Genomic DNA, 26553 nt, shown 5'->3' on the forward strand with positions numbered 1-26553 from the left:
GGCTCTCTCCCTATCGAAAATGCGATTGCGTTTCGAAACGCAATTCTTGTGCGAGTGGTGCAGCCGGTTTACGGATGCGTCAACCGCATTTTCGCTACATGGGAGAGGACCATCATGGCCGAAGCATACATCATCGACGCAGTGCGCACCCCGCGCGGGATCGGCAAGCAGGGCAAGGGCGCGCTGGCCGCGCAGCACCCGCAGCACCTCGCCGCGACGGTCCTCAAGGCGATCAAGGAGCGCAACAACCTCGACACCGCGACGGTCGACGATGTGATCTGGTCGGTGTCGACACAGGACGGGATGCAGGCGGGCGACATGGGCCGGATGGCGGCATTGGACGCAGGCTTCGATATTACCTCGAGCGGTACCACGCTTGACCGGTTCTGCGGCGGCGGGATCACCAGCGTTGCGCTGGCCTCCGCACAGGTGATGAGCGGGATGGAAGATTGCGTGATCGCCGGCGGCACCGAGATGATGAGCCTGACCGCCGCGATGTCGCAGGAAAAGATGAAGGCGGGGATCAAGCCGCCGATGATGGGCAGCTACAACGAACGGCTGCAGGCGGTGCATCCGCAGTCGCACCAGGGCATCTGCGGCGATGCGATCGCCTCGAAGGAGGGCTTCACCCGCGAGGAGCTGGACGAGGTCGGCTACCGTTCGCAGCAGCGCGCGGCGCAGGCGGTTGCCGAGGGGCGCTTTGCCAAGTCGGTGGTGCCGGTGGTGGCCGATGACGGCACCGTGCTGCTCGACCACGACGAATATGCGCGGCCCCAGACCACGCGCGAGGATCTGGCGAAGCTCGAACCCGCCTTCCCCAAGATCGCCGATGTGCCATTGGACGCCGAAGGCACCACCTTCCGCAAGCTGATCAACAAGAAGTATCCCGATCTGGAGATCAAGCATTTCCACCATGCGGGCAACAGCTCGGGCGTGGTCGATGGCGCAGCTGCGGTGCTGATCGCGTCGAAGGATTACGCGCAAAAGCACGGTTTGAAGCCGCGTGCGCGCATCGTTGCCACCGCCAACATGGGCGATGATCCGACGCTGATGCTCAATGCACCCGTCCCGGCGGCGAAGAAGGTGCTGGCCAAGGCGGGGCTGACCAAGGACGATATCGACCTGTTCGAAATCAACGAAGCCTTCGCGGTGGTCGCGGCCAAGTTCGTGCGCGATCTCGAGCTTGATTGGGACAAGGTCAATGTGAACGGCGGCTCGATCGCCTTGGGCCACCCGATCGGGGCAACGGGGTCGATCCTGATCGGCACGATCGTCGACGAACTGGAGCGGCGCGGCGGGCGCTATGGCCTCGTGACGATGTGCGCAGCAGGCGGCATGGCCCCGGCGATCATCGTCGAACGGGTCGAAGACTTCGTCGACTGAGGCGCGGGGGCATGATCGCCGACAACACGCCCGTCATCATCGGGGTGGGGCACTATTCGGAACGGGTCGGAGAGCCCGGTTACGAAGCCCTGTCCTATATGGACCTTGCAGGGCGCGCCTTGTCGGCGGCGATTGCGGACAGCGCGGCGAGCGGTGACGTGGCAGGCGCCATCGACACGCTCGCCGCGATCCGCGCCTTCGAAATGTCGCGGCCCGACCGGAAACCCCCCTTCGGCGCGGCGGACAATGTACCGCGGGCGATTGCCAGGCGGGTCGGTGCCAATCCCGCGCGCGCGATCCTGACCACCACCGGCGGGCAGACCAACCAGCAGCTGGTGGGCGAATTTGCGACCGTGATTGCGGCGGGCGACAGTGCTTGCGCGGTGATCGTCGGCTCTGAGGCGATTTCGACCGTGCTGGCGCTCTCGGCCAAGGGTGAGACCCCCGACTGGTCGGAGGCCATCGGCGGCGATTTCGAGGATCAGGGCTTCGGGGTCGAGGAACTGCTCGAACCTGCGCTGATGGCGCACGGCGCGACCGGGGCGATCCCGCTTTATGCACTGGCCGAGAACGCCCGGCGGCACCGGCTGGGCATGGGGCTGGACGAATACCGCCGCGAAATCGGCAAGCTGTTTGCGCCCTTTACGCGCGTGGCAGCGGCGAACCCGCATTCGGCGGCGCCGGTCGAACGCAGCGCGGAGGAGCTCGCCGCGATCACCGACCGCAACCGCATCGTCGCCGAACCCTATCCGCGCATGACCGTGGCGCGCGATCAGGTGAACCAGGCGGCGGCGGTCATCCTTGCCTCGGCGGGCCTTGCGCGCGCGCTCGGCGTGCCGGAGGACAGGTGGGTGCATATCCACGCCGTCACCGCCGCGACCGAGCTGAAGCTCTCGCAGCGGCCCGATCTGTCTGGCAATCCGGCGAGCCTTGCAAGCGTCGATGCGGCGCTGGCGCGGGCGGGGAAGGGGATCGGCGACATGGCCTATCTCGACTTCTACTCGTGCTTTGCGATCCCCGTGTTCAACCAGTGCGACCATTTCGGCCTGACGGCGGACGACCCGCGCGGGCTGACGCTGACCGGCGGCCTGCCCTTCTTCGGCGGGGCGGGGAACAACTACTCGGCCCACGCCATCGCCGAAGCCGTGCAGCGCGTGCGCGGCGACCGGGGCTCGTTTGCCTTGGTCGGCGCGAATGGCGGCTGGATGAGCAAATATGCGACCGGCATCTATTCGGCGGTGCCAGCCGACTGGAGCGGGAACGACCGCTTCTCCGTGCTCCCCAAGGCCACCGACACGGTGCCGCCTGCGCGCGGGCCGGTGGAGAACGCCACGGTCGAAACCTACACCATCAACCGCAGCCCCAGGGGCGATGTCGCGATCTTCATCGGCCGCACGCAAGCGGGCGAGCGGGTGGTGGGCAATGCCGATCTTGCCGACCCTGCTACTGCGCAAGCGTTCGAAAGTGGAGAACCCTTCGGCAGGTGGCTGGCGCTGAGGCAGGACGAGCGCGGGCGCACCACGGGGCGGGTCGCCTGATCTTGCGCTCTCCCGCGATTTGCGGTAGTTGGTTTCAATTGAAACTATATCGCCAGCGGGGATGAGACCGATGAACGCACCCACCACGGCCACGGCGGCCAACGACCTGTTCGACAACCCGGCCGGCCTCGACGGGTTCGAATTCGTCGAATTCTGCGCGCCCGAAAAGGGCATGCTCGAGCCGGTGTTCGAGGCGATGGGCTTTACCCGCGTCGCGCAGCACCGTTCCAAGGACGTGCACCTGTGGCGGCAGGGCGGCATCAACCTCATCGCCAATTACGAACCCAAAAGCGCCGCCTGGTATTTCGCGCGCGAACATGGTCCTTCCGCGTGCGGGATGGCGTTCCGCGTGCGCGATGCGGCGGCGGCCTACGATCACCTTATCGCCAAGGGCGCGGAGCCTGTCGCGGTGCAGACCGGCGTGATGGAACTGCGCATCCCCGCAATCCGCGGCATCGGCGGGGCGATCCTCTATCTGGTCGATCGCTATGACGGCGCGCCCGGCGGCAACGGCCTCACCATCTACGACATCGATTTCGAATATCTGCCCGGTGTCGACAAGCACCCGGTGGGCGCTGGCTTCCACACCATCGATCACCTCACCCACAACGTCTATGGCGGGCGGATGAAGTATTGGGAGGAATATTACGAAACGCTGTTCAACTTCCGCGAGATCCGCTTCTTCGACATCAAGGGCGAATATACCGGCCTCACCAGCAAGGCGCTGACCGCGCCCGACGGCAAGATCCGCATCCCGCTCAATGAAGAGGGCGAGGGCGGCAAGGGCCAGATCGAGGAGTTCCTGCGCGCCTTCAACGGCGAGGGTATCCAGCACATCGCGCTGATCTGTGACGATCTGACCGCCTGCTGGGATCGCCTGCAAAAGCTCGGCGTGCCCTTCATGACCGCGCCGCCCGCAGCCTATTACGACATGCTCGCCGAACGCCTGCCCGGCCACGGCGAGGATGTCGATGCGCTGAAAATGCGCGGCATCCTGATGGACGGCACCACCGAAGGCGGCCAGCCCCGCCTGCTGCTGCAGATCTTCGCGCAGGCGCAGGTCGGGCCGGTGTTCTTCGAATTCATCCAAAGGAAGGGCGACGAGGGCTTCGGCGAAGGCAATTTCAAGGCGCTGTTCGAAAGCATGGAGCGCGACCAGATCCAGCGCGGCGTGCTCAATGTCGAGGAGCCGGCCCAATGAGCCACCCCGTAAACCTTTCCGGCATCCACCACGCCGCCTACCGCTGCAAGGACGCGCGCGAGACTGTGGAATGGTATTCCCGCGTGCTGGGCATGACCTACACCACCGCCTTTGCCGAGAATCACGTGCCTTCGACCGGGGAATATGATCCCTACATGCACATCTTCCTCGACGCGGGGAACGGCAACATCCTTGCCTTCTTCGAGCTGCCGAACCAGCCCGAGATGGGGAAAGATCCCAACACCCCGCAATGGGTGCAGCATCTGGCGCTGAAGGTCGCGTCCGAAGAGGCGCTGCTGGCGGCCAAGGCGCATATCGAGGCGCAGGGGATCGACGTTTTGGGGCCGACGCATCACGGCATCTTCAAGTCGATCTATTTCTTCGACCCCAACGGGCACCGCGTCGAACTCGCCGCGGATATCGGCACGGCCGAGCAATATGAAGAACTCGCTCGTGTCGCGCCCGTGATGCTCGAGGAATGGTCGCAGACCAAGAAAGCCCCCCGCCACGCCGATTGGCTGCACGAACTGGCCCGCGCGGAGCATGCTGCCAAGGCGTGACCGCGATCCCGCGAAGCTGATCAGCGGCCAACCACGGCATCAGCATCTGTTCATCGAGACCCGCTAAATAGATGAACGTAAGCGGGGTCGATTGCATGATCCCGCGGGCGCGATCAGACCGGCAAATACCGCACATCGATCCCGCCCCTGTTTGCCACTGGCAACGAAAGGAACGATGATGCGAACTCTTTCTACTTTGACCGCCGGCGCACTTGCACTCGCACTGGTCGCCCCAGCCATCGCGGCGCCCGGCGGCGCGCATGCCGGCCATGACCGCGCACAACCGCTGGCCCGCGCCGAAATGCTCGCCAAGGTGGAGCAACGCTTCGCCAGGCTCGATACCGACCGCGACGGCACGATCAGCGCCGCCGAAATGGCAGCCCATCGCGAGGCAAGGAAGGCCGCGCGCGCCGAACGGCTCGCCGCGATGAGCGCCGAAGACAAGGCGAGGTTCGAAGCGAGGAAGGAAGCGCGCCGTGCCGCGATGCAGGAACGCAAGGCCGCGCGGCTGGCCGCCGGTGAACCGCGCAAGAAGGGCGGCTGGCTTGCACGGGTCGATGCCAATGGCGATGGGGCGGTAACGCGCGACGAATTTGCTGCACGCGCGCTGCTGCGGTTCGACCGGATGGATGCCGACAAGAACGGCACCGTGACCCCCGAAGAACGCAAGGCCAGCCGCCGCGCCGCCCGCGGCTGACGCATGGTGACAGGCGGCGGCGGGCAGGCGCGATGAACGCACTTTCCCGCCGCCGCCGTCGACGCTGCGAGCCCGTCGCCGGGACGCACCCCCGGGTCCACGGCCCCATCACGCCGCCGAAACTCGATCAATCCTCGTGCAGGGCTGCGCAGCTCAGGCGGATTTCGGCCGCTGCAAAATCATAGGTCAGCGCCGAACAATGCGCGATCTGGTCGCTCCCGATACGGGTCAGCAGATCGGGCCGTCCGCGCCCCTTGCGACGGCTGACCACGATATGCCCTTTCTCGAAGCGCGGATCGTTTTCGGCGATTTCGCCCACGCGCGCAGGCGTGCCGTAATCTTCGACCCGCACCGCAAAGCGCGACACCGCGATGTCCCCCAGCATGATCGGATCAGCGATCCGCATCGTGCGGGTCGGACGCTCGACCCCGAAATCCATCACGGCCACTCCGTCCGAGCCGGGCTCGAACCCGCCGTTGCGGTGCGTCGCGATGAAATTGGCGGTCGGCGCGGTAATCAGGTTTTCGCTGCGTTCGCTGACGAAGATCATCATCAGGCGCTTTTTTCCCACCGCGACCTCGGTGCCGATCCGGGTGTTGCTGCGCCCTCCGCCGCGTGCCAGCGGCAGGCGCTGAACCGTTTCGCCCGGCGCCACGGCGCGCAGCGCAAAGGTGACACGGGCAAAGGGCAGGTGGTGGACACCGATCACCCCGTCGGCCCTCGCCGATGCCGGGCGGCCCGCCCAGCTCAGCGTCAGCGGCACAGGCCCTGCGCCGAAATCGGCGGAAACCTGCGCGGACTGTCCCTCGACCACCACCGGCCCGAAGCGCCAGCCGCGCGCGCGTTCGGGCGCCAGCATCAGCCGCGCGGCCACATCGGGGTTGACCACCGCCGGGCCGAATGCCTCGGCGCTGACTTCGAAGCTGAGCGGCACGCCGGCGACCGTGACGGTGACGATATTGTCTCCGCGCAGCACCAGCTCATCGGGCAGCGCGGCCTCGGGTGCAGCAGGGGCGGGTGCCTGATCCTGCGCTTGGGCAGGGGCTGCCGCGATCAGCGCGGCGGTGGCGGCGAGCAGTGCACGGCGCGTCATCGCCGGCACGCCGGACTTATTGCCGGTGCCGGTTCTTGCGCGCCTGATCGCGCAGCCAGACATCGCGGTCGAGCACTTCGGCGCGGGCGAACACGAACCAGATGAAGCACAATGACCAGGCGATCAGCCCGCTGACGAACAGCCAGACGCCGGTGCCCAGTTCGGGGCGCATCCGGTATTCGACGTAGTGGTCGGCAAACCACGCGCACAGGCCCGCGAGCAGCGCCAGCCAGACAATCATCTGCAGCCAGCCTTTCACGCCGCGCGGCACGATCGTGAACCAGCCCGAGGCGCGTTTGTAGACGACAAAGGGCTTGTTGCGATTGGGCATGGCGATCCTCGCTCAGTATCCTCACCATCCTGCCCCCTTTCGTTGAGCGCAGTATTTCATTTGTATCTAGACAGTTAGCCGTGCCTTCACAACTTTGAATTTGTTGCCCGGTTCCATTACGAGGCATTGGGGCCGGGCGGGCGTCCGCGGCGGGCGGGCGCGGTGCGTTCGGGCTTGACCCCGCGCCGCGCCAGCGCCTCGCGCAGCAGCACTTCGATCTCGGCGTTCACGCTGCGCAGCTCGGCATCGGCCAGCCGCTGGATAGCATCGTGAAGCGCCGGATCGAGCCGCAGCGCAAAGGCTTTCTTGCCGCTCATGCCTCCCCCATCAATAGAGCGACCCGGCATTGACCACCGGCTGCGCTTCCTGTTCGGCGCACAATACCACCATCAGGTTCGACACCATCGCCGCGCGGCGTTCGTCGTCAAGTTCGACCACGTTCTTCTCGCTGAGCATGTTGAGCGCCATTTCGACCATCGAGACCGCGCCTTCGACCAGCTTGGCGCGTGCGGCGATCACCGCTTCGGCCTGTTGGCGGCGCAGCATCGCGCTGGCGATTTCGGGGGCATAGGCAAGGTGCGTCAGCCCGCATTCGTCGACCGTGATCCCCGCCACCGAAAGCCGGTCGATCAGCGCGGCCCGCAGTTCGACGCCGACCTCCTCATGGTTGCCGCGCAGCGTGATCTCGTGATGCTCGATATCATCATAGGGATAGCGCGAACCGATCGCGCGCACCGCCGCTTCCATCTGCGCGGTGACGAACTGGCGATAGTCGTCGACATCGTAAAGCGCCTGCGCGGTGTCGGTGACGCGCCAGACGACCTGCGCTGCCATCTCGATCGGATTGCCGCGCGCATCGTTGACCTTGATCTTCTCGCTGATGACGTTGTTCGCGCGCACCGCGATCTTGCTGCGGGTCAGCCAGGGCAGCACCCAGCGCAGCCCCTCCTTGCGGTCGGTGCCCTTGTAGGCGCCGAACAGCTGGATCGCGGCGGCCTCGTTGGGGTTGATCATGTAGAAGCCTGCCAGGATCAGCAGGCCGACGATCCCTGACAGCACCGCAACCGCGATCAGCGGCACGCTCTTCCCGCCGACCCCGACAAAGAACGCCGCGCCTGCAATCAGGATCAGCACCAGGCTGACCAGCAGCATGACATAACCGCTTTGCGTGGAAGCGGCGGTTTCGCGGCTGCGGTTCAATGCAGCAGAGGCATTCGTGTTCATGACGTATCTCCATCCCCGATATAATTGCGATATCATGTTTATATCACGCGGCCAGCGCGTCAAGCGCGTTTCGTCGCGGCGCAGACCGATCAGCGCTTGGCGTTAGGGGCGCTTTGGGCGTAGCATCGCGGCACGGCGGTTCCGGGGGGAGGACGCAGAACAGTGAACGGCAGCGATACGACCCGCACCGATCCGCGCCCGCTGCTGTTCGTCAGCTATTCGCGCAGCGACCTCGAACGCGCGCGCCCGGTGATCGCACTCCTCCAGTCACACGGCTTTGATGTGTGGTGGGACGGGCGGCTCGAAGGGGGCGAGAACTTCCTTGCCACCACCGAGACCGCGCTTGAAAATGCGACATGCGTGGTGGCGCTGTGGTCGGCGACCTCGGTGCAATCGCACTGGGTGCGCGACGAGGCGCAGCGCGGGCGCGAGCGCGGGTGTCTGGTGCCGCTGTCGATCGACGGGACGATGGCGCCGCTGGGGTTCCGGCAGTTTCAAGTGCTCGACATCACCGGTTGGGACGGCACTCGCGGCCATCCGCTTGCCGAGCGGATCCTCGTCGCGGTGCGCGCGCGGCTGGGCGGAGCACCCGGTGCCGCCGCGCCAGTGCCGGTGCCCACCGCGATGCCGCCCCCGGCTGCGCGCGGATTTGCGCTGTCGCGGCGCGGGCTGGTCGCGGGCGGGATCGGGCTTGCGGGGGCAGCGGGCCTCGTCGGCGCGTGGCGCTTCGGGCTGATCGGCGGGGCGGGGGCGGCGAGCACGTCGATGGTAGTCCTCCCCTTCGCCAACGAAACCGGCGATCCGGCGCGCAAGTATTTCTCCGAGGGGCTGGCGCGCGAGGTGCGCGCGATCCTGTCGCGCAATCCGCGGCTGCGCGTCGCCGCCCCCACGTCCTCGAGCGCGCTCGGCGGCGAGGACGATTTCGCGATCGGCCGTAAACTCGGCGTCGCCCATATCCTGCGCGGCAGCGTGCAGCGCGACACCGCGCGGGTGCGCGTTTCGGCCGAGCTGGTCGAGATCGACGGCGGCGCGGTGCGCTGGGCCGAAACCTACGACCGCGCGCTTGCCGATGTCTTCGCGGTGCAATCGGAAATCGCGCAGACCGTGGCGCTCTCGCTGGTCGCCACGGTCGCCTCCGATACCGAGGCCAGAGCCGCCGCCAGCGCGCAGGGCGAGATCGGCGGCACCGCTTCGGTCGCCGCCTACGAGGCGTTCCTGCGCGGCATGGCGCTTTACGATCTGTCCGCCGGGGACGAGAGCGACCGCGCCGCGCTCGCGCAGTTCGAGGCCGCGGTGCGCGACGATCCCGCCTATGCCGCCGCGCACGCGATGCGCGCGACGATGCTGGCCGCGGTCGCCAACAATGTCGTCAGCGACAAGCGCGAGATGCGCCGCCTGTTCGATGCCGCGCGTGCCGCGGCCGAACGGGCCATCGCGATCGAACCGCGGCTGGCGCGCGGGCATCTGGCGCTGGGCTTCGTGCTCAACAACGGGCGGCTCGACCGGGCGGGGGCCGCGCCGCATTACCGCGCGGCGCAGCGGCTTGCGCCGGGCGATGCCGATGTGCTGCGCTCGGTCGCGGGGTTCCTCGCCTATGGCCCCGACGTGCAGGCGGCAACGCGGATGATCGGCGAGGTGCTGAAGCTCGACCCGCTCAACGCCCGCGCGTTCCGCAGTGCAGGCTATGTCGCGCTGTTCGCGCGCGACACCCGCACGGTCGCGGCGCGGATGCAGCGCGCGCTCGCGCTCAACCCGAGCATCGCCAGCGCGCAGTTCGCAATTGCGATCGCCTTGCTGATGGAGGGCGATGCTGAAGGCGCGCTTGCCGCGGCGGGCAAGGAGGCGGGCCAATCCTACGCGCTCACCGCGACCGCGATCGCGCGGCACCGGCTGGGCGATGCAGCGGGCTCGGATGCGGCCTTGCAGGAGATCGCCGAGGGGTTCGACAACAGCCAGTATCAGCAGGCGCAGGTCCATGCCCAGCGCGGCGAGGCGGCGGCGGCGCTGGCGCTGCTCGACGCGGCGTGGGAGGCGCGCGATCCCGGATTGTTGTGGCTGGCGAACGATCCGCTGATGGACCCGCTGCGCCGCGCCCCCCCTTTCGCGCAATTGCTATTGCGGCTGGGGTCATGATAGCTTTCGCCCCGGCACCCGGCTTGGGGCGCCGTGATCGGGGGAAGAGGACATGAGAAAAATCGTTGTGTTTGCGGGGCTTGCATCGGCTGCGCTGGCGCTTTCGGCATGCGGGAAGAAGGCCGAGGAAGCACCCGCTGCGCCCGCCACCACCGAGGCCGAGATGATGGCCCCTGCCGAAACGCCCGCCGCAATGCCTGCTGAAACCCCGGCGGCCGAACCGATGATGACCGAAACCCCGGCACCTGCCGACGATGTCGATCCCACCAACAATCCGATCGGCCCGGGCTGATCGCCCCGCCCGAGGGTAGGCTAGCGCGGGGGTAGCATCCGGCGCAGCCAGTCCTGCACCGCGGGATGCGCCAGCCGGGTGAAGCGGCTGGGCTTGCCCGCGGTGCCGCAGGCCTTGCCCGAGGATATCACCCCGATCACCACCGGGGTGCGCGGGCCCTGGGGGCCGGGTTCGAACACCATCAGCGGGCCGCCGCTGTCGCCGCTGCACGCCTGCTGGCGGTTGGCGCTGTCCGCGCACAAGACCGTATCGCGCGCGCCGTCGGGCGCCTTGATCGTGCGCTGACAGGCATCGGGGGTGCGCAGCAGGACCGTGCCGCGCAGCAGGCTGGTGGGCACCGGCCCCTGCGCCAGTTCGGTGCGGCCCCAGCCGAACACCTGTGCGGGCGCGGCGGGCGTGATGATCCGCGCATCCATCGCCTTGCCATCGGTGGCGACGGTGCGCGGCGCAAAGGCAGGCCCGGCACGCGTGCCGCTGTTAGGGTCATAGCGGATCAGCGCGACATCGAAATAATAGGGCTGCGCGCCGGTATAGGCGGGGTGCGGGTGGGCCGCGGTGATGCGGTAGCTGATCCCTTCGGCGCCGTTGGGATCGCTCACCCCCAGCCGCAGGCGGTGCCCGGTGCGGGTGATGTCGAGCCCCTGATCGGTGAGGCAATGCGCGGCCGTCAGCACCCAGCCGGTGCGCACCACCGTGCCGCCGCACAGCACGCGGCTGCTGGGCCCCACCGCAAGCGTGCCGATCCGTTCGGGGCGCCAGATCAGCGCCGTCCAGGGAGCAGCCCCCTTGGCAACCAGGCTGCCTTCCATGACATAGGCGGTGCTGGGGCAGACGGTGTCGGCATAGGTCACCCCGCGATAGGCGACGTGCGAGGTGGTGCAGATGTCCTCGGCCACCCGGCGCGGCGGCGTGGGAGGAAAAGGCGGCTCGGCACCCTCGACATCGGCGTCGCTATCGGCAGGCGGCAGCGGGGTTGCCGGATCGCGCGCAAGCCGGTTGATCAGCCAGTTGCACGCGCGCCTGAAGCCGGCGGTGCAGCCATCATGGATCAGCGCATAGGCGCGCGGCGTATCGCGGGCGAGGCGGTTGCCCGCGACCCATTCGTCGGCAAGCACGAAGCAGGTTTCCTCCGCTCCCGCCGCGCAGCCGCGCGAGAGCAGCGCTTCGGCGCGGGCAGTATCAGGCGGCGGATCGTCGGGCGGTGCGCTTGCCAGAAGCAGCATGCCCGCCGTCCCGCAGGTATTCGCGCGTTCGGCCGCCGCATCCGCGTCCGCGCTTTCGCACAGCGCGATCAGCAGGTCCTGCGCCTTGCGCACATCGCCCGCGGCAAAGCCCCCGTCCTGATACCGCATGGCAAACGCGTGGCAGGCGGCGCGGTCCCCGCCATCGCAGGCAGCGAGCATCGCACCCTCATCGCGCAGCCGCGCGGCGAGGGTGCAGGCATCCGCGCTTGCCGGGCAACCCCGATCCAGCGCCGCGAGAGCGCGTGCGTTCGCCGCTTTGTCATCGGGTGCGCTGCGTGCGGCGAGTTCCTCCTGCGCCAGATCGAAACAGGCCAGCCCGCCGTATCCTTCGCAGGCGCGTTCCAGATCGGCGAGCAGCGCGGCGCGATCGTCCCGCCATACCGGGCCGAAGGGGCGGCGCGCGGCGGTGCATTCGAAACTGTCGCCCGCCGCCGCGCAGAGCTTCGCGGCGATGGTGCGGGCTTCCTCGCGCGCGGCAGGGCTGCGGCGCGGGCCGGTAAGCGATTGCACCAGCGCAAGGCAGGACGCCGTATCGCCGCGCGTGCAGGCGACGCGGCGCAGATCATCGGCAGCCGCGCGGTTGGCACGCGCGCCGACACCGTCTTCGACCAGCCGCGCATGGGGCGCGCAGGCATTATTTGCACCAAGCGTGCAGGCGCGTGCGAGCAGTTCGGCCTGTTCGGCGCTCACCTCCCAGCCATCGGCGAGCCGCACCAGATCGGCAAGGTCGCGGCACGCCTGCGCGATCCCGCCATCGCACGCCTTGCGCCACAGCAATTCGGCGACCGGGCGGTTCTGCGGCTGCCCCGCGCCGTCGCGCAGCGCGGCGGCAAGCGCGGTGCAGGCAGGCAGGTCGCCCCCCTCGCACAGCGCAAGATCGGCGGCGTAATCCTGCTGTTGGCGGGCGAGCACCGCGGCGTCCTTTTCGGGCGCGGCATAGCGGGAATCGGATTGCGGATAGGTGCGCGGGCCTGCGGGGCTTTGCGCGGCGAGCGGGGCAAACGCGCATACCGCGACCACCGCCGCGAGAAACCGGAGCCATGCCATCCTCAGCGCCTCCCCACCTCAGCCGCTCGCACCAGGTTACGCCCTCGTTGCCGTAGCGTCAATTTGTGCGCTTGGTGCTTGTGCGGGGGCAGCGGGCGTGATTAACCTTGGCCAGCACGGCCGGGCGCGCACGGGGGGTGCGCGGCGGAGGCGTGCCAAGCGGCGGGGGACACGACCGAGCCATGCCAGCAAGCAACCCTTCGCCCGCTGCGCTTCCCGCCCCGCTCGATGCCGATTGGCAGCCGCATCTCGCGCTCGGGATCACCGGACACCGCGCGGCCAACCCTGCCTACAGCGCGCATGCGGATGCGATCGGTGAAGGGCTGGGCGCGCTGTTTGCCCGGATCGAGGCGATTGCGGCAGGCCTACCGGGCGCGCGCGGCGCGGTGCGGCTGCACAGCCTGCTGGTCGACGGCACGGATCAGCTTGCCGCCGACCATGCGCTGGCCACGGGCTGGGAACTGGCCGCGGTGCTGCCCTTCGGCGCGCGGCTCAACGCCGCGATCAATGCCCATCCCGAAAGCCTTGGCGATGCCGATGCGCTGCTGGCGGGCGGGGAACCGCAGAATCCTGCCGCGCGCGCCAAAGTGGTGGCGATCCGCACCACCACCGCACGTGCGCGGGTGTTCGCGCTGGCCGATCGCGATAGCGAGATTGCGGGCCTGTGGCGCGCCAGCCTTGCCGCGCCGGACGACATCGCAGCCGCGCGCGCGTTCGATACGCTCGCCTCGGAGAATGTCGCGCTGGCTGGACGGGTGATGATCGAACGCAGCGATCTCGTCATCGCGGTGTGGGACGGCCGGGTCAGCAATCTGCCCGGCGGCACGGGCCACACCGTCACCGCCGCGCTGGCGCTGGGCGCGCCGGTGCTACTGATCGACCCCGCGCAGCCCGCGACCTGGCGCATTCTCACCCGGCCCGAGGAATTGGGCCACCCCGCGACGCTTGGTGCCGCCCCCGACTGGGCGCGGCTGGAAGCGATCATCCGCGCCGCGATCATGGTCGAAGGCTGGTCGCCCGCGCAGCCTTCGCGCGAACGCTGGCGCCCCCGGTCGAGCCGCCTGTTCGGGCTCTACCGCCGGATCGAGCGCGTGTTCAGCGGCGCGCCCGGCGCGTTGGGATCGATGCGCGTTCCCTACGAAGCGCCGCAAGCGATTGCCACGGGCAGCGGGGCAGCGGTGATCGCCGCCGCCGCCGCGATGCCCGGCGGCGACGGAGCGGTGGCGCGCGCGCTGGCGGACGAGGTGTTGCCGCTTTACGCTTGGGCCGACGGGGTCGCGAACCGGCTGGCCGATGCCTATCGCTCGGGCATGTGCGTGAACTTCGTGCTCGCCACGCTCGCGGTGGTGGTGGGCCTCGCCTATCTTCCGGCGGGGATGCAGGAGGAAAAGTGGGGCTTTGCGCTGGCCGAGTTGCTGCTGCTGGGCGGGATCATCGCGCTGACCGCGGCGGGCCTGCGGCTGGGGTGACACCGGCGCTGGTTCGCGATGCGGCGCGCGGCGGAATATCTGCGCCACGCGCCCGCGCTGCTGGTGCTGGGGGTCGCACGCCCTGCCGGACGCTGGCCGCAGCCGGGCGGCGGCGGCCACGGGCACGCGCACGGCCACGGGGGCGGGCAGCTCGCCGACCGCTGGCCCGAACATTTCGCCCGTCACGCGCTGCGCGATGTCGGGCTGCCGCAGGTCGCGGTGACGCGCGATTACCTGCGCGCAGGGCTCGAAGGCGCGGTGCTGCCGCATATCGCCGGCCAAGTCGCCTATCACCGCAGCAAGGCGCGCAATCTGGCGCGCGCGCATCACAGGATCGACAAGGTGGCCGAGGCGTGTTTCGTGCTCGCGGTGCTGGCGGTGGCGGCCTATCTTGCGCTCAAGGGCGCGGGCGCGCTGGGATGGGTGCCCAAGGCGCGTGCGCATGATCTGTCGGCCTTCTTCACCTTCTGCGGGGTCGCCTTCCCGACGCTGGGCGCGAACCTTGCCGGGATCCGCTATTTTGCCGATTTCGAACGCTTCGCCGCAATCTCGCAGGCCGCCGCCGACCGGCTTTCGGGCATCGGCGCGCGGGTCGAACTCTTGCTCGGCGGCGATCCTGCCATGCTCACCTACCGCGCGGTCGCCGATCTGGTGCATGCGCTCGACGATGCGGTAATCGACGAGATTTCCGGCTGGCAGGCGATGTTCGGGGCCAAGCCGCTCGCGCTGCCCGCCTAGGCGGACGCGCCGCTGTCGAGCGCGCCCATCGCGCGGGCAAGCAGCGCGCGGCGGCACGGCCCGCCGATCGCCACCGCAAAGCGCGCAAAGCGGCGCTGTTCGGGCCACATCAGATCGGGCACCGTGCCCGCGGCGGCGCAGGCATCGAATTGCACCATGCCTTCATGCCGCGCATGCTTGGCGATCCGCCGCATCAGCATCCGGTGCGGGGCAAAACCGCGCGCGCGGGCATCGATCCCCAGCGCCAGCCCATAGCCGCGCGCATCCGACACCAGCCACGCGGCCATCGCCACGATCGTCTCCCCCGCGGCAAGGCTGGCCAGCCGCACCGCGCCGCGCTGCTGTCCGGCGGCGATCACGCTGCGCAAGGTGGCGGGCGCAAAGGGTGCCGCGCCCAGCGACCCGCCGCCGCGTTCGAGCGCGTGGAACGCCGCCAGCCACGGGCCGCAATCCTCGGCATGGCGGTGGAAGGCCAGCTTGAGCGGGCCATGCGCCACCGCTAGCAATGCCTCCTGCTCTTCCATCCGCGAGCGCATCAGCATTTCGGCGCGGGGCTTGGCGGGAATGTCGGGGCGCCAGGCGGAGCGTGCAAAACCGCCCCAGCCGTGCAGCGCGCGCCCTTGCTGCGCGCACAGGCTGACCAGCGCGAGCGTGGCGGGATCGTCGAGCGGGAGCGCATCGGCAAACAGCCCGCCGGCAAGCCCGGGCCGCGCATCGAGCTGCGCCAGCAGCGCTTCCCAGAAGGCGTGTTCGGCGCCCGCGCGCACCAGTGGCGTGCCGATCAGGCCGGTATGTGCATGCGCTGCGCCAAGCGGCCAGGTGTGCCATCCGCCCAGCCAGCCGGTGCCGGGAAGGCGTTCATATGCGATCGGCAGCATCCCGATCCAGCCGCCCGCGCGATCGCACACCACCGCCAGCCGCGCCGGGTAATCCTCTAGTAAGGGGGACAGGCACCAATCGGCGGCAAGCACGTTGCCGGGCGCCGCGCAGGCGGTGAGATTCGCCCAGCGGCGACGATCCGGCGGGGTCAGGCGGTCGCTGCGCAGGAACTGCACGCGCAGCCGTTCGCTTCCCAAAAGCGGGAAGGGGGAGGGGTGTTCGCCTCCGGACATGCGCGTATCGCGCACCGCGGAAGGCGGCACCAGGATGGGTTCGATCAGCGACATGATTGCGGCCCTGTGCGAGTAAACCCTACTCGAATAATCAGCGCCTTAGTAGCAAGCTGGTGAAGGCTCCGTTAATATATGATAATAAATCAGTAGCCTGCGGCCTGCCCGTCCTTGCGCATCTCGGTCGCGCCGGAATAGACTCCGGTCACGGGATCGCGGGCGATGATCTGGTATCCGCCGAAGGGGATGCCGGTGGTCTCGACCTCGACCTTGTGGCCCATCGCGCGCAGCGCCTCGACCGTGGCGGCGGGGATGCCCGGTTCGACCTGAAGCACGCCCAGCGTGTCTATCGGCGCGGTATCGGCGGGGCTTCCCGCCAGCGCATCGGTCGGCTGGCGGCCGCCATCGTGGTGCAGCCGCGCGGCATCGCCCGCTTCCTGAAGGTTCATCCCGTAATCGGCAAGGTTGATCAGCACCTGCACATGGCCCTGCGGCTGCATCCCGCCGCCCATCAGCCCGAAGCTTGCCCAAGGCTTGCCATCCTTTCTGATGAAGGCGGGGATGATCGTCTGGAACGGCCGCTTGGCGGGGGCATAGGCATTGGGGTGCGCGGGATCGAGGCTGTAAAGCTCGCCCCGGTCCTGAAACATGAAGCCGAGCCCGTCGGGCGCCAGCCCGCCGCCCATCGCGCGATAATTCGACTGGATCAGGCTGACCATCATGCCCGAACTGTCGGCGACGGTCATGTAGGTGGTGTCGCCTTCACCCTCCAGCTTGGGCGCGGTGAGCGCGCCCGGCGAAAAGGCCGGGGTGGCGCGGGCGGGATCGATCAGCGCGAACCGCTGCCTACCATATTTCTCGGTCAGCAATTCTGCCGGAACGCGCGCGAAGGCCGGATCGGCATAGAACCGCGCCGCATCCTCGAAGGCGAGCCGCTTGGCTTCGGTGATGTAATGCAGCACCTGCGGGCTGCCGCGCTCCCACTGCGACAGGTCGACGTTCCTGAGGATGTTGACCATCTGCAGCGCGGCAAAGCCCTGACTGTTGGGCGGCAGTTCGCACAATTCGTAGCCCTTGCGATAGGCGGTGCAGGCGACGTTGACCCATTCGCTGTCATGCGCGGCAAAATCGGCGAGTGTAAAGGCGCTGCCCTGCCTCTGCAGGTAGTCCACCATCACCCTGGCAAGCGGCCCTTCGTAAAAGGCATCGCGCCCGCCGGTGGCAATCGCCTCCAGCGTGTTGGCGAGATCGGGGTTGCGAAACATCTCGCCCGCGCGCGGGGCGCGGCCGTTGGCGAACCATGTCTTGCGGGCATTGGCGAAATCGAACGGGGTGCGCTGTTGCTGCGCTTCGTAATTCTTCAGCCCGCGTTCCAGATACATCGCGATCACGGGGGCGACCGGGTGGCCTTCGCGGGCATAGCGGATTGCAGGGGCGAGCACCTGCGCGATCGGCAGCTTGCCATAGCGGGCATGCATCTCGAACCATGCATCGACCGTGCCGGGGATGGTGACGGGCAGCGCGCCCACCGGCGGCAGGCTGGTCGCGCCTTCGGGCAGCTTCGCCTTCAATTGCGCCAATGTCTGCCCCGCAGGCGAGCGGCCCGAGCCGTTGAGGCCCACCAGCGCGCCGGTCTTGGGATCGTGAATGATCGCGAACAGATCGCCGCCGATGCCGTTGCCGGTCGGCTCCATGAGGCCGAGCGCGGCATTGGCGGCAATCGCGGCATCGACCGCGCTGCCGCCCGCTTTCAGGATATCGAGCGCGATCTGGGTTGCGAGCGGGTGCGCGGTCGCCGCCATCGCATGGGGCGCGATCACCGGCGAGCGGCTCCACGCTGCGCCGACGGGCCGGGCGCCTGCGCCGATGCCTTTCGTGGCCTCGGGCGTGGAGGCAGCATGGGCCGGAGGCGGGGCGTCGTCCTGTGCGGCAAGGGGCGCAGCGGCGAGGGCAGTTGCGGCGAGCAGCAGCGGAGTAAGTTTCAGCATGGAGGCCAGACTAGGCGGCGCAGCGGAGGGCGCAAGCACCGCAGCGCGCGCCCCATGAAAAGGGCCCCCGGTGTTGCCACCGGAGGCCTTCTCGCAATCAGCCGTGAACCTCGGTTCAGGCGTGATAGGCTCAGTGATATTTCGCCCAGGTCACATCGAAGCGGTCGGCGTTCATCACCTTGTTCCAGGCCGAGATGAAGTCGCACACGAACTTGCCCTCGTTCCCGCTCTCGGCATAGACCTCGGCCTGCGCGCGCAGGATCGAGTTCGATCCGAAGACCAGATCGGTACGGGTCGCGCGCCACTTTTCCTCGCCGCTCGCGCGGTCGGTGCCGACATATTCCTCGTCGCCGCTGTCATCCACGGGGGCCCACTTGGTCCCCATGTCGAGCAGGTTGCGGAAGAAATCGGGCGTAAGCTTGCCCGGCGTTTCGGTGAGGACACCTATTTTGTTGCCGTGGTGGGCGTGCTTGCTCACCGCGCCCAGCGCCCGCATCCCGCCGACCAGCACGGTCATTTCGGGGACCGACAGGCCGAGCAGATGCGCGCGGTCGATCAGCATTTCCTCGGTGCGGACCTGTGCCTTGGTCTTGAGGTAGTTGCGGAAGCCATCGGCGAAGGGCTCGAGCGGCTCGAAGCTCGCCGCATCGGTGTGTTCGTCGGTCGCATCTCCGCGGCCACCAAGGAAGGGCACTTCCGTTTCGAAGCCCGCATCCTTGGCGGCCTTTTCGATGGCCGCGTTGCCGGCAAGCACGATCGCGTCGGCCATGCTGAGCGTGCCGCGGTGCGCTTCGATGGTGTCGAGCACACGGCCCAGTTCCTCGGGATCGTTGACCGCCCACGAACGCTGCGGTTCCAGCCGGATGCGCGCGCCGTTGGCCCCGCCGCGGTGGTCCGAATTGCGATAGGTCGAGGCCGAAGCCCACGCCGCCTTGACGAGTTCGCGCACCGACAGGCCGCTGTCCATGATCGCCGCCTTGAAGCGCGCGACTTCGGCATCGGACGGGGTGGTGCCCTGCGGCACGGGGTCCATCCAGATCAGCGTTTCTTGCGGAACCTCGGGGCCAAGATACTTGACCTTGGGGCCCATGTCGCGGTGGCACAGCTTGAACCATGCGCGGGCAAAGGCATCGTCCAGCGCCGCCTGATCGTGCAGGAACCGTTCGGAAATCTTGCGATATTCCGGGTCCCACTTCAGCGCCATGTCGGCGGTGGTCATCATCGTCGGCACCTTCTTCGACGGGTCGCGCGCGTCGGGGGCCATGTCTTCGGGATCGGGATTGATCGGCTGCCACTGGTGCGCGCCGGCGGGCGACTTCACCAGCTCGAAATCGTACTTGAACAGCAGCCGGAAATAGTCGCCGCCCCACTGGGTCGGATTGGGCGTCCAAGCGCCCTCGATCCCCGAGGTGGTGATGTTCCCGCTGGCGATCTCGTCCGCGTCATTAAGCCAGCCAAAGCCCATCAGGTGCAGGTCTTCGCTTTCGGGCGCGCCGCCGAAGGTGTCGGCGGGGTGCGCGCCGTGCGCCTTGCCGAAGGCGTGGCCGCCCGCGGTGAGCGCGACGGTTTCCTCGTCGTTCATCGCCATCCGCGCAAAGGTTTCGCGCATGTCGCGCGCCATGCCTTCGGGATCGTGCGGATTGCCGCCCGGACCTTCGGGATTGACGTAGATCAGACCCATCTGGATCGCGGCGAGCGGGTTTTCGAGCGCCTTGCCTTCCTTGGGCTGGATGCGGGTGGCAACGCCTTCGTTGACCCACTGCTCCTCGGTGCCCCAGTAGACGCTTTCCGGCTCGAACACGTCCGCGCGCCCGCCGCCGAAGCCGAACACCGGGCCGCCCATCGATTCGATCGCGACATTGCCGGTGAGGATGAAGAGGTCAGCCCAGCTGATGTTCTTGCCGTATTTCTGCTTGATCGGCCACAGCAGGCGGCGCGCCTTGTCGAGGTTGCCGTTGTCGGGCCAAGAATTGAGTGGGGCAAACCGCTGCTGGCCCGAGTTCGACCCGCCGCGCCCGTCGCCGGTGCGATAGGTGCCCGCCGCGTGCCAGGCCATGCGGATGAAGAAGGGACCGTAATGCCCGTAATCGGCCGGCCACCACGGCTGGCTGTCGGTCATCAGCGCGGTGAGATCGGCCTTCAGCGCATTGTAATCGAGCGCATTGAACGCCTCGGCATAGTCGAAGTCTTCGCCATAGGGGTTCGCGCTGCGCCCGCCTTCGGTAAGGATGTCGACCTGCAGGGCCTGCGGCCACCAGTCGCGGTTGGTGCGCCCCAGAAGGTTGCGCATGTCGACGCTGCCGTTGAACGGGCAGCCGCCGCTGATATCGCCGGTTTTTGCATCCATGATTGTATCTCCTCTCATGTGCCAGACTCGCCTCGGGGGCGCAGCCTATGGGGGGAGAATGACGCGATGATGATGGTGCGTCCAATCGATTAATGCGGAGGGTTTGATTGAGTGGGGCGATCAGTGCCGCGCGTGGCGCACAGCAAAAAGAGCGGGCCCCCCGGTGGAGAGCCCGCCCCTTTCCATGTCACTTTTGGGCCGGATTACGCCGCCTGCGCAATCGCTTCCACCGGCTCGTTGCGGATCAGAAAGTCGAACGCGCCCAGACCCGCCTTCGCGCCTTCGCCCATCGCAACCACGATCTGCTTGTGCGGCACGGTGGTGCAATCGCCCGCGGCATAGATGCCGGGGATATTGGTCGCGCCGTGATCGTCGGTGACGATTTCGCCGTGCTTCGACAGTTCGAGGCCCGTGCCCTGCAGCCATTCGGTGTTGGGGACAAGGCCGATTTGGACGAATACGCCTTCCAGATCGATCCGGCGTTCGTCCCCGCTCGCGCGGTCTTTCACCACCATGCCGTTCACGCGGGTGCCATCGCCCAGAACCTCGGTGGTCTGGCCATTGGTGATGATTTCCACGTTCGGCATCGAGCGCAGTTTGCGCTGAAGCACTTCGTCGGCGCGCAGCTTCACGTCGAATTCGACCAGCGTGACGTGACCGACGATGCCGGCGAGGTCGATCGCCGCTTCAACACCCGAATTGCCGCCGCCGATCACCGCGATGCGCTTGCCCTTGAACAGCGGGCCATCGCAGTGCGGGCAATAGGCCACGCCCTTGTTGCGATATTCCGCTTCGCCCGGAACGCCGAGGTTGCGCCAGCGTGCGCCGGTCGACAGGATCAGCGAGCGCGCGCGCAGGGTCGCGCCGTTGGCCATCACGACTTCGTGGAACCCGCCGACATCCTTGCTTGCGCGCAGTTCGACCGCGCGGGCGAGGTCCATCAGGTCGATGTCATATTGGCCCACGTGGCTCTTGAGACTGTCGGTCAGCTTGGGGCCTTCGGTATAGGGCGTGCCCGGCAGGTTCTCGATCCCGAGCGTATCGTTGAGCTGCCCGCCGAAGCGTTCCGCTGCGATCCCGGTGCTGAAACCCTTGCGCGCGGTATAGACCGCGGCAGCCGCACCGGCAGGGCCGCCGCCGACCACCAGCACTTCGAACGGGGCCTTGGCGCTGAGTTTCTCGGCAGCGCGCGCATCGGCATTGACGTCGAGCTTCGAGAGGATCTCGGCCAGTTCCATCTTGCCGTTGTAGAACGGCTCGCCATTCAGGAAAGTCGCGGGCACGGCCATGATGTCGCGGCGCTCGACCTCGTCCTGGAAGGTGCCGCCTTCGATCAGCGTCGCGGTGATGCGCGGGTTTTCGAGCGCCATCAGCGTGAGCGCCTGCACCACGTCGGGGCAGTTGTGGCACGAGAGCGAGAAGAACATCTCGAAATTGAAATCGCCTTCGAGCGCGCGGACCTGTTCGATCAGATCGGCGTCGACCTTGGGCGGGTGGCCGCCGGCCCACAGCAGCGCGAGCACCAGCGACGTGAATTCGTGACCCATCGGGAGCCCTGCGAACCGCACCCACTTCTCCGCGTCGCTCGCGCGGCGGATGATGAAGCTGGGCTTGCGATCGTCGGTGCCGTCGAAACGCGCGGTGACGAGATCGTGCTGCGCGGCGATCTGTTCGATAAGCTGGCGGGTCTGGCGCGACTTCTCGCTGTCGTCCAGCGAGGCGACCAGTTCCACGCCTTCGCGCAGGTTCGCCAGATAGGCTTTGAGCTGGGTCTGCATTGCGGCGTCGAGCATGAGAAATCCTTCGGGCGCGGGGCCGGTCAAAGGCCGCGCGGAATGTGGTGATGGCGAGGGGATGGCAGCAACACAGGACCGGCCCGGACGCCCCGAAAGGGGGGAGGGGCGAACGGCCGGTCCCGGCTACGACCCGGGAGCCTTTTGGCAACTCCCGGGGTGCTGCGACAGGCGCGCCTGCTTATGTGGGGCGGCGCGCCTGCCGGTCCTTGTAAGGCCTTATGCCTCAGATCTTGCCGACCAGGTCGAGCGAGGGGGCCAGCGTGTCGCTGCCTTCTTCCCATGCTGCCGGGCAGACCTGACCGGGGTTGGCACGCACATACTGCGCGGCCTTGATCTTGCGGGTCAGTTCGTTGGCATTGCGGCCCACGCCTTCGCAGGTGATTTCCATGATCTGGATCACGCCGTCGGGATCGACCACGAAGGTCGCACGGTCGGCCAGACCCGAATCCTGACGCAGCACGCCGAAGTTGTTCGACAGCACGTGGTTCTGGTCACCCAGGAACGGGAAGGTCAGCTTGCCGATCTTGTCCGAGGTGTCGCTCCAGGCCTTGTGGCTGAAGTGCGTGTCGGTCGAGACGGCATAGACTTCGACGCCCATGCTCTGCAGCTGGGCATACTTTTCGCCCATGTCCTCAAGCTCGGTCGGGCACACGAAGGTGAAGTCGGCCGGGTAGAAGAAGAACACCGACCACTTGCCCGCGAGATCCGCGTCGGTGACGGTGAAGAAGTCCTTGCCCTTCTGGAAGGCGGTGGCGGTGAAGGGGGTGAGGGTCGAACCGATGATACCCATGGGAGTTTGTCCTTGTGTTGGGTGGTTGAGAGAGGCTTGAAACCGATGGTGCCCAGATAGGCGGTTTTGCGCTGCACAAAAGTTGATTTGTGCGATTGCGAAGATCGGAATTTTCAATCTGTCAAAGGCGGTGAAAGTCTTTCCGCCGCGCGATGGTCGGACGGTCTTGGGTTAGGCTGGGCTGTTAATTCCAAACCTCAGGGAAAACCGATGAAATGACACCAGACTGCGACCAACACCACGAGCTGAAAGTTTGAGAGCGTTCACAATCATCATTTTGTCGCGACGCGTAACAATTGCACTTTTTTTACCACTGACGCGCAACTTACCTTGGCTAACGTTCAGGTAGCTGCTGCGGCGTTGTTGCAAATCATACACCGTTATGTCACGTTGATCGTATTGTAACCGCTTGAAAAAAGGTCGCCGGTCGCATGCGTAAACCTTACAAGGCTCCAAAGCTCACCCTGCTATCAGTGGACGAGGGTCGCGCATTGATCAAACCAGAGGACGAGGAGCGCCTGATTGCTGCCAAACGAGAGCGGCTCGACAAGCGTCCGGCTACCCTCGAGGACGTGCCGCGATAGTCCAAGCCACTGATCGCATCGCTGTGCGGAGCGCCCGCCACGACCATAGGCCGGGGCGGGACGATCCGGACAGGTTGGGTCTTACCGGTTGGCGCCAAAGAATTCGGCCAGATCGGAGCTGAGCCGGTCGGTCACGGTTGCGAAGACCGCATGCGGTTCATCGGCATATTCGATCAGCCTGGCATTCGCGATCCCTGCGGCGGCCTTGCGGCCCGTCGCTTCGATCGGCACGGTCTTGTCGTTGGTGCCGTGGATCACCAGCGTCGGCACGTTGAAATGCGCCAGATCGGGGCGAAAATCGGTATAGGCGAAGGCCGCGGCCGATTGTAGCGTCGCATATTGCGACGCCTTCATCGCGGTCTGCCACGCCCAGTGGCGTTCTTCCTCGCTCACCGGGGTGCCGGGGCCGCCGACGCCGTAGAAATCCTTGAAGAATCCGGTGAAGAAGGCGCGGAAATCGTCCTTCATTCCCTCGGTCATTTCCTTGAAGGTCGCATCGGGCACGCCTTCGGGATTGTCGTCGGTCTGGAGCATGTAAGGCACCACCGAACTGACCAGCGCCGCGGCGGTCACGCCCTTGCCGCCGTGCCGGCTCATGTAACGCGCGATCTCGCCGCCGCCCATCGAGAACCCGGCAAGGCCGATATTCGCATCGAGCCCGAGACGCGCGATCAGATCGGCCAGATCGTCGCTGAAGGTGTCGTAGTCATAGCCGCTTGCCGCATGATCCGATCCGCCGAACCCGCGCCGGTCATAGGCGATTGCGCGCATCCCGTTGTCGGCGAGGTGCATCATCACCGGGTCCCAACTGTCGCCCGAGAGCGGCCAGCCATGAATCAGGATCACCGGACGGCCTTCGCCCAGTTCCTTGTAACGGATCGCGGTGCCATCGCGGGTAGTGAAATAGGCCATGCAGTCGTCTCCTTGCCGAAGCGTTGTCTCGGGCAAGGGAAGATGCGGCGCGCGCGAAAGTTCCTTGGCGGTCAGCCAGGGTGTGGCGTGGCAGGGGCGGCGCGTCAGCGGCCGGTCTGGCCGCGGTGCAGCAATTTGTGATCGGCCAGCACCAGCGCCATCATCGCTTCCACCACGGGCGTCCCGCGCAGGCCGACGCACGGATCGTGTCGGCCCCTGGTGACCACTTCGACCGCTTCGCCCGCGCTGTTGATCGATTCCACCGGGGTCAGGATCGACGAGGTCGGCTTGAAGGCGACGCGGCACACCACCGGCTGCCCGGTCGAGATGCCGCCCGCCGTCCCGCCCGCGTGGTTGCTGGCGTATTCGGGCATTCCGTCCTTGCCGGGGCGCATCCGGTCGGCATTTTCCTCGCCCGTCAGCCGCGCGGCATCGAAGCCGTCACCGATCTCGACGCCCTTGACCGCATTGATGCTCATCATCGCGGCGGCCAGATCGCTGTCCAGCTTGGCATAGATCGGTGCGCCCCAGCCTGCCGGAACGCCGGTGGCGACGCACTCGACGACTGCGCCCAGCGATGACCCGGCTTTCCGCGCCGCATCGACCTTTTCTTCCCAGCGCTTCGCGGCGGCAGGATCGGGGCAGAAGAAGGGGTTCTTGGCGATCTCGGCATGGTCGATGTTGCCTGCGTCGATCCGGTCGCCGCCAAGTTCGCAGACGTAGGCGGTGATCGTCACCTCGGGAATCACCAGCCGCGCCACCGCACCCGCCGCCACACGCGCCGCAGTCTCGCGCGCTGAGGAACGCCCCCCGCCGCGATAGTCGCGGATGCCGTATTTCGCGTCATAGGCGTAATCGGCATGGCCCGGACGATATGCTCGCGCAATCTGCGAATAGTCTTTCGAGCGCTGATCGGTGTTCTCGATGTGCAGCGCGATCGGCGTGCCGGTGGTCCTACCCTCGAACACCCCCGAGAGGATCCGCACGATGTCGTCCTCGCGCCGCTGGGTGGTGAAGCGGCTGGTGCCCGGCTTCCTTGCATCCATGAAGGGCTGGATGAAGTCTTCCGAAATCGCGAGGCCCGGAGGGCACCCGTCGACGACCGCGCCAAGCGCAGGCCCGTGGCTCTCTCCCCAAGTGGTAAAGCGCAGCACGCGCCCGAAGGTGTTCCAGCTCATGGGTTGGGTTCCTTACCGCAAAAGCGCCGCGTGTCGAGCAGGCGGCGTTTTCCTACTGCATGGCCGCGCGCTATCCTGCCGCCATGACCTGCGCCATGCCCTATTTCTTGCTGACTGCCGGCCTTGCCGCAGGTTTTCGGGGGAGCAGGGTTTTTGCGTTCTGGACAGTGTCTCATGTGTCTCCAACACGCGGCACGCGCGCGCCTGAATTGCGGACAGCGGACAACCTCCCTCTGGCTTTAGGCCCTGCGATGCGCCAAGGAACAAACCATGATTGCAAAGCTATCCGGCAGGCTCGACAGCACGGGCGAAGACTGGGCCATCGTCGATGTCGGCGGGGTGGGCTATCTGGTGTGGTGCTCCAGCCGCACGCTTGCCGCGTTGGGATCGGTGGGCGAGTTCTGCACGGTCCACACGCAGATGCAGGTGAGCGAGACCGACATGCGCCTCCTTGGCTTTGCCGACAGCGCAGAACGCGACTGGTTCCGGCTGCTGACCGGGGTGCAGAGCGTCGGCAGCAAGGTCGCGCTGGCGATCCTCTCCGCGCTCTCGACCGGGGAACTGCGCGAGGCTTGCGGCAAGGGCGATGCCGCGATGGTGACTCGCGCCAACGGGGTGGGGCCGAAACTGGCGGCACGGATCGTCAACGAACTGAAGGACAAGGCCGGCGGTATGCCGGGCGGCGGCGGGAGCTTTGCAATTGGCGCGGCGGCGGCGCCCGCAGGCAGCGTCGGTGCCGACGCGGCGAGCGCGCTTGAAAACCTCGGCTTCAAGCCCGCGGTCGCGGCGCAGGCCGTTGCCCGCGCGCTGGAAGAACTGGGCGAGGGCGCGAGCGAGGGTGATCTGATCCGCGTGGCGCTGAAGAAGGCGGCCGGGTGATGGTCGGCACTTTCCTCCGT

General features: G+C 67.3%; 22 protein-coding genes. 10 read left to right on the forward strand and 12 right to left on the reverse strand.

Features of this window, described 5'->3' with window-relative positions:
- Positions 1-114: 114 nt before the first annotated feature.
- From A9D12_RS06710 to A9D12_RS06730, 5 genes are all read left to right on the forward strand, one after another.
- Positions 115-1383 carry an acetyl-CoA C-acetyltransferase gene (locus A9D12_RS06710; protein ID WP_068350594.1) on the forward strand — a complete coding sequence of 423 codons (1269 nt, stop codon included), beginning with the start codon at positions 115-117 and terminating at the stop codon, positions 1381-1383.
- An 11-nt stretch (positions 1384-1394) separates the two neighbouring features.
- On the forward strand, positions 1395-2921 hold the full coding sequence (locus tag A9D12_RS06715) for an acetyl-CoA acetyltransferase (protein WP_068350595.1): 1527 nt from the start codon (positions 1395-1397) through the stop codon (positions 2919-2921).
- Positions 2922-2991: 70 nt separating this feature from the next.
- A complete protein-coding gene (gene hppD, locus A9D12_RS06720; RefSeq protein WP_068350596.1) occupies positions 2992-4122 on the forward strand; it encodes a 4-hydroxyphenylpyruvate dioxygenase in 1131 nt (376 codons plus the stop codon).
- Positions 4119-4682 carry a VOC family protein gene (locus tag A9D12_RS06725; RefSeq protein WP_068350597.1) on the forward strand — a complete coding sequence of 188 codons (564 nt, stop codon included), beginning with the start codon at positions 4119-4121 and terminating at the stop codon, positions 4680-4682. Before hppD ends, A9D12_RS06725 begins: the two co-directional genes overlap by 4 nt.
- 178 nt (positions 4683-4860) lie before the next feature.
- Positions 4861-5379: an EF-hand domain-containing protein gene (locus A9D12_RS06730; RefSeq protein WP_197489889.1), complete on the forward strand. Its 519-nt coding sequence runs from the start codon at positions 4861-4863 to the stop codon at positions 5377-5379.
- 127 nt (positions 5380-5506) lie between these two features.
- Here the strand turns inward: A9D12_RS06730 and A9D12_RS06735 are convergent, their stop codons facing one another.
- The 4 genes from A9D12_RS06735 to A9D12_RS06750 all read right to left on the reverse strand — a co-directional run bounded on the left by A9D12_RS06735 (position 5507) and on the right by A9D12_RS06750 (position 8027).
- Positions 5507-6472: a hypothetical protein gene (locus tag A9D12_RS06735; RefSeq protein ID WP_068350599.1), complete on the reverse strand. Its 966-nt coding sequence runs from the start codon at positions 6470-6472 to the stop codon at positions 5507-5509.
- Between the two features lie 16 nt (positions 6473-6488).
- A complete protein-coding gene (locus tag A9D12_RS06740) occupies positions 6489-6803 on the reverse strand; it encodes a hypothetical protein (RefSeq protein ID WP_068350600.1) in 315 nt (104 codons plus the stop codon).
- Positions 6804-6919: 116 nt separating this feature from the next.
- Positions 6920-7120 (reverse strand): type II toxin-antitoxin system antitoxin, encoded by a 201-nt coding sequence (locus A9D12_RS06745; protein WP_068350601.1) that lies wholly within the window; start codon positions 7118-7120, stop codon positions 6920-6922.
- Between the two features lie 10 nt (positions 7121-7130).
- Entirely contained in the window at positions 7131-8027 is an 897-nt protein-coding gene (locus A9D12_RS06750; protein ID WP_068350602.1) for an SPFH domain-containing protein, read from the reverse strand.
- A 162-nt stretch (positions 8028-8189) separates the two neighbouring features.
- On the opposite strand from A9D12_RS06750, the gene A9D12_RS06755 reads away from it, so the two are divergent.
- Together A9D12_RS06755 and A9D12_RS06760 are read left to right on the forward strand one after the other, a co-directional pair.
- On the forward strand, positions 8190-10160 hold the full coding sequence (locus tag A9D12_RS06755; protein ID WP_068350603.1) for a TIR domain-containing protein: 1971 nt from the start codon (positions 8190-8192) through the stop codon (positions 10158-10160).
- 52 nt (positions 10161-10212) lie between these two features.
- Entirely contained in the window at positions 10213-10452 is a 240-nt protein-coding gene (locus tag A9D12_RS06760) for a hypothetical protein (RefSeq protein ID WP_068350604.1), read from the forward strand.
- A 20-nt stretch (positions 10453-10472) separates the two neighbouring features.
- Here the strand turns inward: A9D12_RS06760 and A9D12_RS06765 are convergent, their stop codons facing one another.
- Positions 10473-12743 carry a trypsin-like serine protease gene (locus A9D12_RS06765; RefSeq protein WP_068350605.1) on the reverse strand — a complete coding sequence of 757 codons (2271 nt, stop codon included), beginning with the start codon at positions 12741-12743 and terminating at the stop codon, positions 10473-10475.
- Between the two features lie 182 nt (positions 12744-12925).
- On the opposite strand from A9D12_RS06765, the gene A9D12_RS15010 reads away from it, so the two are divergent.
- Both A9D12_RS15010 and A9D12_RS15015 read left to right on the forward strand, forming a co-directional pair.
- A complete protein-coding gene (locus tag A9D12_RS15010; protein WP_231889719.1) occupies positions 12926-14212 on the forward strand; it encodes a hypothetical protein in 1287 nt (428 codons plus the stop codon).
- 18 nt (positions 14213-14230) lie between these two features.
- Positions 14231-14950: a hypothetical protein gene (locus tag A9D12_RS15015; protein WP_231889720.1), complete on the forward strand. Its 720-nt coding sequence runs from the start codon at positions 14231-14233 to the stop codon at positions 14948-14950.
- Here the strand turns inward: A9D12_RS15015 and A9D12_RS06775 are convergent.
- From A9D12_RS06775 to aroC, 7 genes are all read right to left on the reverse strand, one after another.
- Entirely contained in the window at positions 14947-16116 is a 1170-nt protein-coding gene (locus A9D12_RS06775; protein WP_068350606.1) for a GNAT family N-acetyltransferase, read from the reverse strand. The genes A9D12_RS15015 and A9D12_RS06775 overlap by 4 nt on opposite strands.
- A gap of 89 nt (positions 16117-16205) precedes the next feature.
- On the reverse strand, positions 16206-18047 hold the full coding sequence (locus A9D12_RS06780) for a gamma-glutamyltransferase family protein (protein ID WP_068350607.1): 1842 nt from the start codon (positions 18045-18047) through the stop codon (positions 16206-16208).
- A gap of 130 nt (positions 18048-18177) precedes the next feature.
- Entirely contained in the window at positions 18178-20394 is a 2217-nt protein-coding gene (katG, locus tag A9D12_RS06785; RefSeq protein ID WP_068350608.1) for a catalase/peroxidase HPI, read from the reverse strand.
- A gap of 203 nt (positions 20395-20597) precedes the next feature.
- On the reverse strand, positions 20598-22187 hold the full coding sequence (ahpF, locus tag A9D12_RS06790; protein ID WP_068353897.1) for an alkyl hydroperoxide reductase subunit F: 1590 nt from the start codon (positions 22185-22187) through the stop codon (positions 20598-20600).
- A gap of 226 nt (positions 22188-22413) precedes the next feature.
- Complete coding sequence (gene ahpC, locus A9D12_RS06795) at positions 22414-22980, reverse strand: alkyl hydroperoxide reductase subunit C (protein WP_068350609.1); 567 nt, start codon at positions 22978-22980, stop codon at positions 22414-22416.
- 665 nt (positions 22981-23645) lie between these two features.
- Entirely contained in the window at positions 23646-24476 is an 831-nt protein-coding gene (locus tag A9D12_RS06800) for an alpha/beta fold hydrolase (protein WP_068350610.1), read from the reverse strand.
- A gap of 104 nt (positions 24477-24580) precedes the next feature.
- Entirely contained in the window at positions 24581-25654 is a 1074-nt protein-coding gene (aroC, locus tag A9D12_RS06805; protein WP_068350611.1) for a chorismate synthase, read from the reverse strand.
- Between the two features lie 270 nt (positions 25655-25924).
- Here aroC and ruvA point away from each other — a divergent pair, with 270 nt between their 5' ends.
- Positions 25925-26533 carry a Holliday junction branch migration protein RuvA gene (ruvA, locus tag A9D12_RS06810; protein ID WP_068350612.1) on the forward strand — a complete coding sequence of 203 codons (609 nt, stop codon included), beginning with the start codon at positions 25925-25927 and terminating at the stop codon, positions 26531-26533.
- The last annotated feature ends 20 nt before the right edge of the window (positions 26534-26553 follow it).

The sequence above is a fragment of the Erythrobacter neustonensis genome, from assembly GCF_001663175.1.
GTDB lineage: Bacteria > Pseudomonadota > Alphaproteobacteria > Sphingomonadales > Sphingomonadaceae > Erythrobacter > Erythrobacter neustonensis.